Raw genomic sequence first — 16,103 nt, 5'->3', positions numbered from 1 at the left:
TGGCTCCAGGAGCCAGGGTTCGCGTTATCGCAACCCCTTGCCGAGGCAAGGGGCATTTCCGGTGAAGGAAATTAAGGGGCTGGAGCCGGGTTCAGAGCCAGAACCAGCATGTCCAGATCGATGGTGCCGGTCAGCTTGATGACGACGTCGTTGTTGGTCAGGCCATTGGCGCCCACATCCGAGTAGATGTAGGTGTCGCCACCGTACTGGAACACGACGTTGTCGGCAGCGGCTGCGCCCAGTTCGGTCAGTGCCAGGCCGAAGGTTGCAGCGGTCGAGGTTGCCTTGGCGAAGGTAGCGCCGCCAGCGACCGAGATGTCATCCGAAGCAGCCAGATCCAGCGCGCCAGCGGCGGTCTTGACCAGGGTCAGGCCGGTGATGGTGTCCATCTTGTCGTAGGTCGACGACGTGGCGCTGAAGCGCACGATGTCGTTGCCAGCACCCAGCTTGATGGTTTCAGCGACGTTGGCGCTGGTGGTGTAGTCCAGGCCACCGGTGACTGCAGGGCCGCCGAAGGCTGCCTTGCCGGTCATTGCGGTTGCGTCGACGTTAGCCAGCACGCCGGCCGCGCCGTTGACGATGACAGCCGAACCGTTGCCGGTCAGGTTCAGCGTGGTCAGGGCGCCCAGTTCGCTGAAAGCGTTGGTAGCGCCAACTTTAGCACCGCTGGTGGTCAGCGAGAAGTTAGCCAGGACGTCAGCAGTTGCGGTGCTGCTGGTGTTGGCGTTCACACTGTTGGTCAGGTTGACGGTAGCCGACTTGACGTCGCCGGTCAGCTGAGCAAACGTAGCTTCGCCAGCAGCGCCCGCAGTTGCTGCGAGAGCTTTCACGTTCAGGGTGATCGAGTCTGCGTTTGCAGTGACCACAACGTTATTTGCTGGATTGAGAACAGGATCAGCACCAGCGGCGCTGCCACCGGTCGCGTCAACGGTCAGCTTGCCAGCATAGGTCGTCGCGGTTGCGGCAGGGGTACCGGTGCCAGCACCGATGTAACCGGCAGCGCTCACGCTGACGTCGCCAGTGGTGACGATGCTCTGGGTATCAGCAACCTTGGTGATGGCGCTGGCATCTTGCGTGAACGAGAAGGTGCTGAACTGGCTCAGGGCGGCTGCATCGACGCCGGTTGCTTGTGCCGAGAACTTCAGGGTCTCGACGTTGGTCACGACCGCTTTGAGGATTTCGATATCCGCAGCAGCGATGGTACCGTTACCGATCGTCAGGGTGTCCTTGCCTTCGCCGCCGTTGACGATGTCGCTCGCGGTCACTGGACGGGCAGTGGTGAAGGTGATGTTGTCATCGCCAGCGCCAGCGTTGATGTTGACTTTGACTGCGGTAGTGCTGACGTCGATGGTGTCGTTACCAGCGCCCGAATTGACGGTCGCGGTCTTGCCAGCGGTGGTCAGGCCGACGGTGAAGGTATCAGCGCCGTTGCCGGTGGTGATGGTCTCGGCTGCGGTGTATGCGCCCACCAGGGTCACGCCAGCGCTCGAACCGGCTGCATTGATGGTTTTGATCGAAGCGGCTTCAGCCTGGGCGTCCAGGGTAATCGCACCGGTCGCGTTGACGTTCAGCGTCTCGACAGCGCCAGTCGAGTCGATGGTAGCACGGCCGCTGCCATTGACGGTCACGGTCTTGATGCCAGCACCAGTCAGGTTGACAACGGCGTTGGTTGCGCCACCAGCAACGGCCGACGAACCAGTCAGTTGCACGGTTGCAGCAGCAGCGGTGCCGAAGTCACCGGTGATCGCAGCGCTCTTGCCTTGCACGCCCAGGGTCTTGCCGGACAGGCCGGTGACGTTGGTCGCGGTAGCGGTGTTCTGCAGGTTGACGGTGGTCGAACCAGCGAAGTAGCCAGCGTCGACGGTCGCAGCAACGCCGCCGGTGCTGATGAAGTCCGCGCCGGTGATGTTGATGATTTCCACGTTCTTGACGGTGGCAGTGCTTGGCAGCGGGGATGCCTTGCCCACGATCAGGTTCAGGGTGTCGATGCCGGCGCCGCCGTCGATCGCGTCACCGGTGTTCAGGGTGGAAACGCTAGCAGCATCCACGCCAACCAGTGCGGTGATGGTGTCAGCAGCGTTGGTGCCCACGATGTTGTCGACGTTGGCGGTCAGGGCCAGGTTCGACACTGGGGTCGAGCCGGTCACGATGCCGGAGATGGTCGAGTTGATGACCGACTGGTAAGCGGTCACGCTGGTCGACGAGGTCACGCCGGTCAGCAGGCCACGGCCGGCTGCAGCTGCTGCGTCGCCCGAGTAGGCGTTCAGTTCAGCCGGGGTGTCCAGGGCGGTGGTGAAGGCGGTAGCGACGGCAACCTTGTTGGCCACGGTCAGTGCGTCCAGCTGGCCTTGGGCCGAGGTGTTGACGGTAGCAGCCTGCGAGATGGCGGCAGCGGCGTTGGCCTTGCTCAGGGTGCCCGAGGAGATGGCGCTGACCCAGAAGTTGAAACCGGTGATGTCGGCTTCGCGGCCCAGGACGTTCTGGTAGATCGCGGCGACGAACTTCGAGATGCCGACCTGGCTGTTGTCGCTGCCGTACAGGGCGACCGACTCAGCCGAGTTGCTGAAGGTGTTCACCAGCTTCGACAGCGCGGTGGTGCCGGCGGCGTCAGCCTGCACGGCAGCCTGCACTGCGGCGAAGGTCTTCGGTGCGCCCATTGCGTCGAGCTGCGCCGAGAAATTCTGCAGGCCGTAGAAGTCAGCCGGACGGCCGAAGTACGACATGTACAGTTGTTGTACAACGGCGGTGTAATCTTGAGCTGCCATGATGTTTGAATCCTTTAAAGATTGTGGTTGTAACCAAGTCTGCTGTAGGACAACACTGGTGTGTGTCCTATGGGTTATTGCAGAACTGCGGAGTATATTGCCAGATTATGATTTCAAGGTTGTGACCGTCATCACAAAGCCCAAGTTTTTTACGCTATAGATACATTTTTTTACGAATTCTTTCAAAAAACCACCAATTACGGTTACAACTATTCCCGATTCACCGGCTCCACGATGTGGCGCCGCTGACAACTATTCCCGGATTGGCGGAGTTCTTGAAAATATATCCAGCCTGATCCGCATTCGCGCCACCCAGATATCCCCGGATGATCGTATCGGAGCGCCGGTCTTCGTACAGCATGCCTTTGTCCGTCATGATGCCGCTGCCGATGACGTCCGCGCGATCGCCGTCGGCCCTGACGACCAGCGACGTGGCGAAGGTTTTTTTCGCGAAATCCATCGTCAATTGGCCCGAATCGATCGTGGCAAACCGATTGCCATCCGAATTGGTCATGATTGCCTCGCCGCTCATCAATGTAAATGCCGCCGTTCCTTCTTTTGGCATGACCAATGCCGAATTGGAAAGGCGCGTAATCGCATATGGCCCGTAATAAGTGGCAATATCGACATCGGCGTCATCAATACGGCCGATCGCAGGCGCCCGATTGAGCACTGCCTGCCAGCGTCCCCAGAAAACTTCGGGCACGACGGCAACTGGCGGCCGTGGCGGCTCGATCACCACGGGCGGCGGGATGACGGGATCGGTCACCGGCGGGCTCTCCGGCAGTGGTAGCGGCGTCGGAGCCGGCTCCGGCGTCGGGGCCGGCGCCACTGGTCGCACATTGCTCAGCGTCTGCGCCGAACGCTGCGGATCCAGATTCACCTGCGCGAGCGGCGCCGCGGCCGGCTTGGTCGTGGGCTCGTCGCCACGCGGCTTGCCGGCCTGGTCAGGCGCCAGCGCCGGATTGGCCAGCAATTGCGGAATGCTGTTGCCGCGCTCTACCTGCAGCAGCATGCCGCCCTGCCCGGCGAACAGTTCGCGCGCGTCACGTCCCTCGCAAGGCCCGGTTCCCGCCGCCGCGCAGCCGGCGCCGAAGCCGCTCATCACCACGCCGCCGGACAGCACCGTCACGCGCGTCGTCTGCTGATCGGTATACACCGTGAAATCGGTGCCGCGCACGCCGATCGCGGCAACGGGCGTATTGAAACGGAAGTTCTGGCGCGCGCGCTTGACGCCTTCACCCGAAATCGCGCGGGCCACGCCTTGCAACAGCTCGAGCTTGACCTGGGTTTTCGATGGGTCGGCGTTGTCGATCGAATACGCCGTCACACGCGCGACGGTATTGGGACGCAGGATCAGGAAACCGTTGTCGACGGTCTGCACATAGACATAGCCGTCAACGCCGGTCGAGATCTGGTCGCCCTCCGCCACTACCGCATCCTTGAGGGCGACGTGACGGCCGAGCTGGGCATCGCCGGTGACGAACACCACGCGGCCGGCCTCTGCCGCCTGTGCGTTGCCGACCAGCGACAACATCATCGCAACAGCCACCACGATTTTTTTCAACATAGAGTCCTCCATACCTACCATTGTCCAGCGTCAACCGATAAAATCTGTGACGCTCATCACAATCTTGAGTGTATATCGGCATTTGCCTGCAGCAAATTATTTCTGCTGGCAAATGCAACCCGATATACTGCATGTTTTCCGTTTTTCGGTACATTCTGGTTTCATTTTTGCCAATGCCACTCCCCCGCTTCTTGCGCACCGACCTGCGCCATCCAGCCGTCCTGCGCGGCCTGATCGCGCTTGTCGCGGTGGTGCTGGCGGGATGGCTGCAATGGGGTGGCGGCACGCGGCCGACGAGCGCGGTGGACGAGTGGTTGCGCGACAGCTTCATCCAGCTGCGCGCCAGCGCCGTACCGGAACAACGCATCCTGGTGATCGACATCGATGAAAGCAGCGTGGCGAACATCCCCTGGCCCTGGCCGCGCGCCCGCATCGCCGACCTGGTCGAACTCGCCCTGGCCGACGGCGCTCGCGCAGTAGCGCTCGACATCCTGATGGAAAAGCCCGCCGACGCCGACGGCGACATGCGCCTGGCCATGCTGGCCGGCCACGGCCCGGTAGTGCTCGCGCAGATGTTCGACTACCTGCACGCCGATGCGCCGCTGGGGAGCGGCCATCTGGTCGGCGGCGCCCCGGCGCCGGCAGCCGGCAACGCACTGCCCGCCCTCGGTTACCTGGCCAACCACGCCGGCCTGGCCCAGTCGCGCCATGCCGGCAATATCGGCGTGCTGCCCGATGCCGACGGCGCCTTGCGCCGCCTGCCCGTGTTCACCAGTTACCGCGGCCGAGTCTACCCTACCCTCTCGCTCGCCTTGCTACAGTGTTGTGGTGATGCGACAGATAACTTGCCGCTGCGCGCGGTCGAACGCGTGCCCTTTGCGCGCGACTGGGCTGCCTACGACGTCGTCAAGGCTGTCGACTTGCTGTCCGGGAATATGCCGGAAGGCATGGCACGCGGCAGGCTGGTGCTGATCGGCTCTTCGTCGCTGAGCATCGGCGACCGCATCGCAACCCCGCTGGGCGCGTCGAGCGCCGGCCTGCTGGTCCATGCCTCGATGCTCACCTCGCTGCTCGACCGTCAACAGGGCCTTGCGCCGGCCGCGCTGCCAGGCAAGAGCATTGCGTTCGCCTTCGTGCTCGCCGTCGTGTTGCTGACCGCCTATACGCTGCCGCGCATGTCGGCGGCTTCGAACGCGCTGCTGCTGGGCGCCAGCGCCCTGCTGTGGCTGGCCATCGCCTGGCTGCTGGCGCCACACGACCCCGATTTCGCGCCGGCGGCGCCGCTGCTGTGCTGCCTGTACCTGCTGGCGGTGGCCGTGCCATTCCAGTGGGAGCTGGCGCAGCGCCGCTCGCGCCAGCTGCTCGGCACGCTGCGCCAGTACGTGGCCGGCGAAGTCGTCGACGAGTTGTTGCGCAGCGACCTGAAGGACCCGCTGGCGCCGCGGCGCCTGGAAGTGACCACCCTGGTGGCGGACATGCAGGGCTATACCAGCCAGGTCGAGGCGCTGTCGCTGGAAGAAGCGTCGCGCCTGACCACGCAATTCCTGGAATGCCTCACCCAGCCCGTGCTGGCCCAGCGCGGCACCCTCGACAAGTATACTGGTGACGGACTGGTGGCTTTCTGGGGGGCGCCGCTGCCGAATCCCGACCACGCCGACCTGGCGCTCGACGCGGCGGCGCGCATCCTGCGCGAGGTGGCGCAATTTTCCAGCCAGCGCGAAGCCAGCGGACTGCCGCCGCTGCGCGTACGCATCGGCATCGAAAGCGGCGTAGCGATGGCCGGCGACTACGGCACCGCGGCCCGCAGCATCTATACCGCCGTCGGGGACAGCGTGAACACGGCGGCGCGCCTGGAACAGGCGGCGCGCGACTATCCGCACGACGTCATCGTGGGCGAGGGCACGGCTGCGCTGGCCAGGCGCCACCGCCTGCTGCTGCTGGGCGAGCGCCAGCTGCGCGGCAAGGGGCGCCCGACACGCATCTACACGCTGGAGCAAGGCGCATGATGCGCCTGGTCGCAGCCATCGCGCTGGCGGCGGCGTGCTGGTCGTGCCACGCCGTGGCGCAGGACGCCCCGGCCGCCGATTCGCCGCCGAGCGCGGGCGAAGCGGACCAGCAGGAAGAACTGTATCGCGCCGCACTGCGCGCGCTGTCCGACGGGCGGGTCGAAGAAGCGGCGGCCTTGCTCGAGCGCGTCGTGGCCGCCCAGCCGCGCCACGCCGGCGCCTGGCTCGACCTGGCGATCACCCATTGCGAACTCGGCAATTCGAACGAGGCCGAGCGCCTGTTTTCCGGGTTGCAGCAACGCTTCGCGCTGCCGGAACCGATCGTGGAGACGATCGCGCGCTACCGCGCCACCGGCTGCGGCAACAGGACCGCACGCGAGGGCGGCGCCTGGCTGCTGGCGGCCACCCGCGGCCACGACGACAACGTCAACCAGGGCGCGAGCGATCCGCGCTTCGCGATCGGCACCGGCAGCGCACGGACCGAGTACGAACTGGCTCCCGACTTCCTGCCGAAGGGCGACAACTTCAGCCAGCTGACGCTGTCCACCGTGCACCCGCTCGGTGGCGCCGCGACGAACGCCATCGTCCAGGCCTATTCGCGCTGGCACGACCGGGAGCGCAGCCAGGACACCGCCCTGGTGGTGGGGGCGGTCGAGCACACGTGGAAGCCGGGCGGCTGGCTGCTGCGCGGCACGGCGGCGCTTGGGTATGTGACGCTGGACCGCGCCCTGTACCAGCGCCAGAAGCAGTTGCAGATGCGTTTGTCGCCGCCATGGAAAATGCCGGAGGGCGCCGAATTCACCTTGTCGGGCAACCTGAGCCAGGTCGAGTACCCCACCCGCCCCGCCTACGACGGCACGACCATCGAGCTCGGCGGCATTGCCGGTTACCGTGGCGGGCGCAGCCTGACGCAGGCGACGCTGACCCGCCTGCACGACGACAGCACCAACGGCCGGCCGGGCGGCGACCGCGACGGCTGGTTTGGCAGCCTGCAATGGTATGGCGCAGCCACCAGCCGGCTGAGCCTGGAAGGCGGCGTCGCCTGGCAACACTGGCGCAGCCAGGCGCTGTACTCCCCCGGACTGATCGACACGCGGCGTCGGCAGGACACGGCGACCTTGCGCACCGCCGTGAACTGGAAGTTGCATTCACGCTACAGCGTCGTCGTGGAGTGGCGTAGCACGCTCAACCGCGAGAACATCTCGCTCTTCCAATATAATAGTCACGCCCTGCAGATGAGTTTGCGTTGGGATAACTTCTAACGCCAGGATTGGTGTACAAGCAATAGGTCGATATGTCCTGGGAATTGATTGTCTTCGTGGCGGCCGCTGGCGCCGTCGCGCTCGGCTGCCTGCTGCCGGCGCGCTGGCTTCCGCTGCTTCCGCACGACAAGCTGCTGCACTTCATTGCATTCGCGGGACTGAGCACCCTGGCGCTGCTGATCGAACCCGCCTGGGCGCGCCGCATGGTCTGGCTGCTGGGTTTGCTTTCAGCCGGATTTGCCATCGAATTACTGCAGAAGCTGGTGCCCGGACGTAGTTTTTGCTGGCGCGACATGGGGGCGAACACGGCCGGCATTGCCGCCGCCACCGCTGCGTTCGGACTGTTACAGGTGATTTGAGAACCGCATGACATCGTCGACCAACCGCAAGAACGATCCCGAGAAAGAAGCCGCTCCCGGCGACCCGACGCCCGTGCCGGCCGTTCCCGCGGCCAACGAACCGACGGCGCAGGAACATGAAGTCCAGATCCATCTGCGCAAGATCCCGCTGCTCGCCAACCTCAACGAAGAAGACATGCTGCGGGTGAAAACGAACCTGCGCATCCGCGAATACGCCAAGCGCGACATCGTGCTGCAAAAAGGCGCGCCCGGCGACAGCCTGCTGTTCCTGCTGAGCGGTTCGCTGCAGGTCATCGACGTCACCGAGGACGGCCGCGCAATCGGCCTGCGCATGCTGCAGCCGGGCGACTTTTTCGGCGAGATCGCCGTCATCAGCGGCGCCATGCGTTCGGCATCGGTCGTGGCGCTGACACCCGTGCTGGTCGCCCTGCTGCCGCGCGCCGTCGCGCTGCACATGTTTACGCATTCGCCGCCGGTGGCCCACGAGATGCTGCGGTTCCTGGCCGAGAAGGTGCAACGCGACTCGGAATTCCGCGCCCTGCTCAGTATTCACAATACCTCACGCCGCATCTTCACCTTCCTGAACCTGCTCAAGGAGAAAAAGGAAGGCAATGTCCACGTGGTGGAAAACCTGCCGACGCACCAGGACATCGCCAACATGATCAACACCAGCCGCGAGACCGTCACCCGCGCCTTGCTGACGCTGGTGCAGCAGGGAATCATCAAGAAGGGCTCGCACAGCATCACGATCATGAAGCCGGAAGAGCTGCAAAAGCTCATCGAGGGCAACGGTTGACGGCATGCCGCACGCTGCACCGGCATGCCCTCCCGAGTTACTGTATGGCAAAGTAACAAGTAGTAACTCGTAAATTCCTAGTCAGCATCATGTTATAATCAGCAACTTATCTTCGGGGCCATCCCGAATAAGGACGCTTATCGCGCGTCCCGATTCCTGATCATGATCAAGCCCCAATACCTATGATTTCCCGTAATATGCTGGGCGGCGTCTGGCGCTACCGCGGTTTCATCGCGGGCAGCGTGCGCCGAGAATTCCAGGCCAAGTACCGCAATTCCCTGCTCGGCGCCGCCTGGACCGTGCTCAATCCGCTGGCCATGATCGTGGTCTATACCGTGATCTTTTCGCAGGTGATGGGCACCCGCCTGCCTGGCGGCACCGGCAACTTTGCCTACAGCATCTACCTGTGCGCCGGCGTGCTGACCTGGGGCCTGTTTGCCGAGATCACCACGCGCGGCCAGAACGTCTTCCTCGAACACGCCAACCTGATCAAGAAGCTGCAGTTCCCGCGCATCTGCCTGCCCATCGTGGTCGTGCTCAATGCGCTGGTGAACTTTGCCATCATCTTCGGCCTCTTCCTCGTATTCCTGGTCGCCACCGGTTCCTTCCCGGGCTGGAGCGCCCTGGCCCTGCTACCGGTGCTGGCGATCCAGATCCTGTTCGCCATCGGCCTGGCCATGGTGCTGGGCGTGCTGAACGTGTTCTTCCGCGACGTCGGCCAGTTCTTCGCCATCCTGCTGCAATTCTGGTTCTGGTTTACGCCGGTGGTGTATCCGGTCACCGCGCTGCCGGCCGAGGTGCGGCCGCTGCTGGTGTGGAACCCGATGGCCTCGGTGGTGCAGGCCTATCAGGGCATCCTGCTGCGCGGCGAGCTGCCGGATTGGCCGAGCCTGCTGCCAGTTACCGTGCTTGCCCTGCTGCTGTGCGCGCTGGGGATGCACCTGTTCCGCAAGCGCGCCGGCGAAATGGTGGATGAACTCTGATGGGCTCGATTATCGTCAAGGACCTGGGCAAGGCCTACAAGCAATACGGAAACCGCTGGAGCCGGCTGGCCGAATGGATCCTGCCCGGCAATAAGCCGCGCCACAAGCTCAAGTGGGTGCTGCAGGACATCAATTTTCAGCTGGCGCCGGGCGATGCGGTCGGCATCATCGGCATCAACGGCGCCGGCAAGAGCACGCTGCTCAAGCTGATCACCGGCACCGCCCAGCCCACCACCGGCGGCGTGGCGATCCATGGCCGGGTGGCCGCCCTGCTCGAACTCGGCATGGGCTTCCATCCCGACTTCACGGGCCGCCAGAACGTGTTCATGTCGGGGCAGCTGCTCGGACTCGCGGTCGACGAGATCGTCCGGCTGATGCCGCAGATCGAGGCCTTCGCCGAGATCGGCGACTACATCGACCAGCCGGTGCGGGTGTATTCGTCGGGCATGCAGATGCGGCTGGCCTTCTCCGTGGCCACCGTGGTCCGTCCGGACGTGCTGATCGTCGACGAGGCGCTGTCGGTCGGCGACGCCTATTTCCAGCACAAGAGCTTCGAGCGCATCCGCGAGTTCCGCAAGCAGGGCACCACGCTGCTGATCGTCAGCCATGACCGCGCCGCCATGCAGTCGATCTGCGACCGCGCGATCCTGCTCGACAGCGGCCGCCTGGCCAAGCAGGGCACGCCCGAGGAAGTGATGGACTACTACAACGCCCTGATCGCCGAGCGCGAAGGCAGCACCGTCGAGCAGGTGCGCACGCCGGAAGGCCGGGTCCAGACCACGTCGGGCACCGGCCACGCCAGCGTGCTCGAGGTGGCGCTCGAGAACGAGAACGGCCAGGCGCTCGAGGTGCTCAACGTCGGCGTGCCGGCCCAGCTGCGCATCCGCGTCAGGATCAACAAATCGGTGCCGCGCCTGGTGCTGGGCTACATGATCAAGGACCGCCTGGGGCAGCAGATCTTCGGCACCAACACCCATTATCTCGACCAGGCCCTCACCGGCCTGCGCGCCGGCGAAGTCATCGAATACCGCTTCCGCTTTCCGCTCAACCTGGGGCCGGGCAGCTACTCGGTGACCACCGCGCTCACCAGCAGCGAGACCCACCTGGCCGACAACTACGAGTGGCGCGACCTGGCCGCCATCTTCATGGTCATGAACATGAACCGGCGCGAATTCGTCGGCAGCAGCTGGCTCGAACCGCAAGTGGAGATCCAACGATGAACCAGACCTCGTTCTACCGCGCCTTCGAGGACCGCTACCGCGGCTCGCGCGAGACCATCAAGGACCGGCTGCGCGCCTATGCCGGCTTCACCGCCCCCCTGCGTGCGCTGGCGCCGGCGCCGGCCGCGCTCGACCTCGGCTGCGGACGCGGCGAGTGGCTGGAGCTGCTGGGTGAAAACGGCTTCCAGGCCGAGGGCGTCGACCTGGACGACGGCATGCTGGCCGCCTGCCGCGAACGCGGCCTGGCCGCGCGCCGCGACGACGCCCTGGCGGCGCTGCGCGCACGTCCGGACGCCAGCCTGGCGCTGGTGTCGGCCTTCCACCTGGTCGAGCACCTGCCGTTCGACCTGGTGCGCGAATTGATCGCCGAATCCTTGCGCGTGCTGCAACCGGGCGGGCTGCTCATCATGGAGACGCCGAACCCGGAAAACCTCACCGTCGGCGCCACCAGCTTCTACCTCGATCCGTCGCACGAACATCCGCTGCCGCCCGGCCTGCTCGGCTTCGCCGCCGAGCACGCCGGCTTCGCGCGCCAGCGCATCGTGCGCCTGCAGGAAGACCCGCGCCTGCATACCGAGGCGCCGGTAGGCCTGATCACGGTGCTCGAAGGCGTCAGCCCCGACTACGCGGTGGTGGCGCAGAAGGCCGCGCCGCAGCCGGTGCTGGCGCCGTTCGACGACGCCTTCGAGGCGCCGTGGGGCATCACGCTGGCGCAACTCGCCCAGCGCTACCAGGAGCAGCTGGCGGCGCAGCACGCCGAGATCCACCAGATCCTGGGCCGGATCGGCGAGCAGGGCGTGCAGACGGCCATCGCGCTGGCCGACGAACGCAAGCACGGCAGCGAACTGGCGCGCGCCCAGGCCCTGGCGGCCGAACAGCAGTCCGCGCTCGCCCGGCAGCTCGACGAACTGCGCCAGCAGGCGGCGCGCCAGGAAGCGCGGCTGTCGCAGGCCGAAGCCCACGCGGCCGAGATGGGCCAGCGCGTGGTCGACCTGCTGTCGAGCACTTCGTGGCGCATCACCGAGCCGCTGCGGCGCGCGATGACGCTGGCCTACCGCCTGCGCAACGCGCAGCGCGAAGGACGCCTGGGCAGCGCCGCGAAGTCGCGCGGCCTGCGCCTGGCGCGCCGGCTCGGCGGCGCCGTGCTGCGCCGCCCTGCGCTCAAGCGCGCCGCGCGCGCCGCGTTGCGGCGCGTGCCGGCGCTCGAGGCGCGCCTCTACAAGCTCATGCTCGACAACAGCGACGCCGTGCGCGTGGTGGTCGACCAGCAACCGGGCGAACTGTCGCCGCGCGCGGCGCGCGTGTACCACCAGCTGCAACAGCTGCAGAAACGGCAGCATCCACCGAAACAGGAACAGGCAAGGACCAGCGATGCGGATAGTCATTGATCTCCAGGGCGCCCAGTCGGAAAGCCGCTATCGCGGCATCGGGCGCTATTCGCTGGCACTGGCCCTCGGGGTCGCGCGCAACGCCGGCGGGCACGAGGTGTGGCTGGTCCTGAACGCGGCCCTCGGCGGCGCGATCGAGGACATCCGCCAGGCGTTCGACGGCCTGGTGCCGCGCGAGCGCATCTGCCTGTTCGACGGCGCCGGCGCCAGCGCAGAGGCGCACCCGGTCAACTCGCCGCGCGCGCGCGCCGGCGAGCTGCTGCGTGAATACGCGATCGCCCAATTGCGCCCGGACGCGGTGCTGGTCACCAGCCTGTTCGAAGGCTACGTCGACGACGCCGTGGTCTCGATCGGCCGCTTCGGCGACGGCGTCGCCACCGCCGCCGTGCTGTACGACCTGATTCCCTTCCTGAATCCCGAGCAGTACCTGCGCCAGCCCGAGCAGCGCAACTACTACGAGCGCAAGATCGCCTCGCTGCGCCAGGCCGGCCTGCTGCTGGCGATCTCGGACTATTCGCGCCAGGAGGCGATCGACGCCCTCGGCCTGGATCCGGAGCGCGTGGTCTCGATCTCCACCGCGGTGGACGAAACCTTCTGCAAGGCCGAGCTCGATCCCGGCCACCTGGCGGCGCTGCGCGCGCGCTTCGGCATCAATCGCCCGGCCCTGATGTGCGCCCCGGGCGGCTTCGACGCGCGCAAGAACATCGACGGCCTGATCGCGGCCTGGGCGCTGCTGCCGGCGCCCGTGCGCGGCGCGCACCAGCTCGTTATCGCCGGCAAGATCAACGACGGCGAACGCCAGCGCCTGGGGCAGCTGGCGCGCCAGCACGGCCTGGCGCCGGACGAGATGGTGCTGACCGGTTACCTGAGCGACGCCGACCTGATCGACCTGTACCGCAGCGCGGCGCTGTTCGTGTTCCCGTCGCTGCACGAAGGCTTCGGCCTGCCGGCGCTGGAGGCGATGGCCTGCGGCGCGCCGGTGATCGGCGCCGACAGCACCAGCATCCCGGAAGTGATCGGCCACCCCGACGCCCTGTTCGATGGCCGCCAGCCGGCCGCCATCGCGCAGCGCATCGCCGAGGTGCTGGGCGACCCGGCGCTGCAGGCGCGCCTGCGCGCGCATGGCGCGCTCCAGGCGCGCAAGTTCAGCTGGGACCGCAGCGCGCAGCGCGCCATTGCCGCGCTGGAAGCGCATGTGGCGCGGATCGCCGCGGCAGCCGCCGCCACGGCGGGTGCGGCCGCGCGCCGGCCGCGCATCGCCTTCCTGTCGCCGCTGCCGCCCGAGCGCACCGGCATCGCCGACTACGCGGTGCGCGTGCTGCCCACCCTGCTGCCCCACTTCGAGGTGGAACTGATCGTGCACCAGGCCGAGGTGGCGCTGCCGCCCGAACTGGCGCACCTGCCACAGCATCCGCCGGCCTGGCTCGACCAGCATCCGGAGCGCTACGAGCACGTCATCTACCAGTTCGGCAACAGTCCCTATCACAGCCACATGATGCCGCTGTTGCAGCGCCATCCGGGCGTGGTGGTGCTGCACGACTTCTACCTGAGCAGCATGATCTCGTACGAGCAGATCACCGGCGCGATGCCGGGCGCCTGGACCCGCAGCCTGCTGCATTCGCACGGCTACGCCGCGGTGCAGGCCAGCGTGGCGCCGGACGGCCTCGAGCAAGCCAAGCACGACTGGCCGAGCAACCTGGAGATCCTGCAGGACGCCAGCCACGTGATCGTGCATTCCGAATATGCGCGCCAGCTGGCGCGCGACTGGTACGGGCCGCAGGCCGGCGCCGACTGGAGCCCGGGCCAGCTGCCGCGCGCGGCGCCACGCGTGAACGATCGCGCGGCTGCGCGCCGCGCGCTGGGCATCGGCGCCGACGATTTCGTGGTCTGCAATTTCGGCTTCATCGCTCCCACCAAGCATTGCCTGGCCCTGCTGCAGGCCTGGCTTGCGTCGACGCTGCACGCCGACCGCCGGTGCCACCTGGTGTTCGTCGGCGCCAACCATGGCGGCGACTACGGCCGCCAGATGAGCGAGACCATCGACGCCGCGGGCGGCGGGCGGGTGCGCATCTCGGGCTGGACCTCGGACGAGGATTACTTCCACTATCTGCAGGCCGCCGACGTCGGCGTGCAACTGCGTACCGGCTCGCGCGGCGAGACCTCGGGCACGGTGCTCGACTGCATGATCTACGGCCTGCCGACCATCATCAACGCCAATGGCGCGATGGCCGAGTTCCCGCACGACGCGGTCTGGATGCTGCCCGACGCCTTCGAGCAACAGGAGCTGGTGCGGGCGCTGGAAACCCTGCGCGCCGACGACGCGCGCCGGCTGGCGCTGGCCGCCGCCGGCTTCGCGCTGATGGGCACGCGCAACAGCCCGGAACGGGTCGGCCTGATGTACAAGGCGGCGCTGGAGCGCGACGCCGTGCGCCGCCGCCTGGGCCAGCGCGCCCTGCAGGGCGCCCTGCTGGCCACGCCCGGCCTGGCGCCGGACGACGCCATGCTGCAGCACCTGGCGCGCGCGGTGGCGCGCGCTCCCGATCCGCTGCAGCCGCGCCAGTTGCTGCTGGACGTCACCACCATCGCGCGCAACGATCTCAAGACCGGCATCGAGCGCGTGGTGCGCAACCAGCTGATGGAGCTGCTGCAGCTGCGCGCCAGCGGCTACCGCGTCGAACCGGTCTATCTCGACAACAGCGGCGAGCATCCCCAGTACCGCTATGCGCGCAACTACGCCGCGCGCCTGCTCGGCATCGAGGACGTGCTGCAGGGCCAGGACCCGGTGGTCGACGTGCTGGCCGGCGACATCTATTACTGCGCAGACCACTCGCCGCACGCCGCGATGGAGGCCGCGCGCAGCGGCCTGTACGCCGCATGGCGCGCGCGCGGGGTGTCGATCAACTTCGTGGTCTACGACCTGCTGCCGGTGCTGCGTCCCGAATTCTTCCCGCCCCATGCCGACGTCACCCACGCGGCCTGGCTCGAATGCGTGGCGGCCGAGGCCGACCGCCTGATCTGCATTTCGCACGCGGTGTGCGCCGACCTCGACGCCTGGCTGGCCGAACGCGGCCTGGCCACGCGCGTGGGCCAGGTGCGCACCGGGCTGCACCTGGGCGCCGACCTCGAGCTCGCGGCGCATGCCGCAGCCGCCGAGTCGCCGCTCGCGCGCCAGGTCGCCGCGCGACCGAGCTTTTTGATGGTGGGCACGATCGAGCCGCGCAAGGGCCACCTGCAGGCGCTCGAGGCCTTCGAGCAGCTGTGGGCCGAAGGCGCCGACCTGAACCTGGTGATCGTCGGACGCGAAGGCTGGAAAGGCCTGGCCGACGCCGACCGCCGCACCCTGCCGCGCATCCTGGAGCGCCTGCGCGCGAGCCCCGAACTGGGCCGCCGCCTGCTGTGGCTGGACGGGATCGACGACGACACCCTGCAGCAGGTCTACCTGGCCAGCAGTTGCCTGCTGTTCCCGAGCGAGGGCGAAGGCTTCGGCCTGCCCCTGATCGAAGCCGCCCACCACGGCCTGCCGCTGCTGGCGCGCGACCTGCCGGTGTTCCGCGAGGTGGCGGGCGATCACGCCCACTATTTCGCCGGCATGCAGGGCGCCGACCTGGCCGCCGCGGTGCGCGAATGGCTGGCGCTGCATGCCGAGGGCCGCCACCCGACGCCGCAAGGCATGGACTGGATGACCTGGCGCGAGCAGGCGCGCGCGCTGCTGGCGCTGCTGGACCCGGCGTCGACGCCGCCCGCCGCGTGACGC

Annotated in this window: 10 protein-coding genes; 8 read left to right on the top strand and 2 right to left on the bottom strand. The window is 66.9% G+C overall.

What is annotated here, in order from left to right; translation table 11 throughout:
• Positions 1-71 precede the first annotated feature (71 nt).
• Complete coding sequence (locus ACZ9AQ_RS16745; RefSeq protein ID WP_429205622.1) at positions 72-2,765, bottom strand: DUF4214 domain-containing protein; 2,694 nt, start codon at positions 2,763-2,765, stop codon at positions 72-74.
• 220 nt (positions 2,766-2,985) lie between these two features.
• Positions 2,986-4,335 carry a FecR family protein gene (locus ACZ9AQ_RS16740; RefSeq protein ID WP_429205623.1) on the bottom strand — a complete coding sequence of 450 codons (1,350 nt, stop codon included), beginning with the start codon at positions 4,333-4,335 and terminating at the stop codon, positions 2,986-2,988.
• 173 nt (positions 4,336-4,508) lie between these two features.
• Between ACZ9AQ_RS16740 and ACZ9AQ_RS16735 the strand changes: the two genes are divergently transcribed.
• From ACZ9AQ_RS16735 to ACZ9AQ_RS16700, 8 genes are all read left to right on the top strand, one after another.
• Positions 4,509-6,341, top strand: coding sequence for a CHASE2 domain-containing protein (locus ACZ9AQ_RS16735; RefSeq protein WP_429205625.1), 1,833 nt, complete (start codon positions 4,509-4,511; stop codon positions 6,339-6,341).
• Entirely contained in the window at positions 6,338-7,603 is a 1,266-nt protein-coding gene (locus ACZ9AQ_RS16730; RefSeq protein WP_429205627.1) for a tetratricopeptide repeat protein, read from the top strand. Before ACZ9AQ_RS16735 ends, ACZ9AQ_RS16730 begins: the two co-directional genes overlap by 4 nt.
• Positions 7,604-7,635: 32 nt before the next feature.
• On the top strand, positions 7,636-7,962 hold the full coding sequence (locus ACZ9AQ_RS16725) for a VanZ family protein (RefSeq protein ID WP_429205629.1): 327 nt from the start codon (positions 7,636-7,638) through the stop codon (positions 7,960-7,962).
• A gap of 7 nt (positions 7,963-7,969) precedes the next feature.
• Complete coding sequence (locus tag ACZ9AQ_RS16720) at positions 7,970-8,758, top strand: Crp/Fnr family transcriptional regulator (RefSeq protein WP_429205631.1); 789 nt, start codon at positions 7,970-7,972, stop codon at positions 8,756-8,758.
• A 182-nt stretch (positions 8,759-8,940) separates the two neighbouring features.
• A complete protein-coding gene (locus tag ACZ9AQ_RS16715) occupies positions 8,941-9,741 on the top strand; it encodes an ABC transporter permease (protein ID WP_429205633.1) in 801 nt (266 codons plus the stop codon).
• A complete protein-coding gene (locus tag ACZ9AQ_RS16710; RefSeq protein WP_429205635.1) occupies positions 9,741-10,961 on the top strand; it encodes an ABC transporter ATP-binding protein in 1,221 nt (406 codons plus the stop codon). Before ACZ9AQ_RS16715 ends, ACZ9AQ_RS16710 begins: the two co-directional genes overlap by 1 nt.
• Entirely contained in the window at positions 10,958-12,349 is a 1,392-nt protein-coding gene (locus ACZ9AQ_RS16705; protein WP_429205636.1) for a class I SAM-dependent methyltransferase, read from the top strand. Before ACZ9AQ_RS16710 ends, ACZ9AQ_RS16705 begins: the two co-directional genes overlap by 4 nt.
• Complete coding sequence (locus ACZ9AQ_RS16700) at positions 12,333-16,100, top strand: glycosyltransferase (RefSeq protein ID WP_429205637.1); 3,768 nt, start codon at positions 12,333-12,335, stop codon at positions 16,098-16,100. Before ACZ9AQ_RS16705 ends, ACZ9AQ_RS16700 begins: the two co-directional genes overlap by 17 nt.
• Positions 16,101-16,103 lie beyond the last annotated feature (3 nt).

The sequence above is a fragment of the Massilia sp. UYP34 genome (assembly GCF_056279385.1).
Note: the sequence above shows the minus strand (reverse complement) of the source record. Positions and strands in the feature narration are given on the sequence as shown.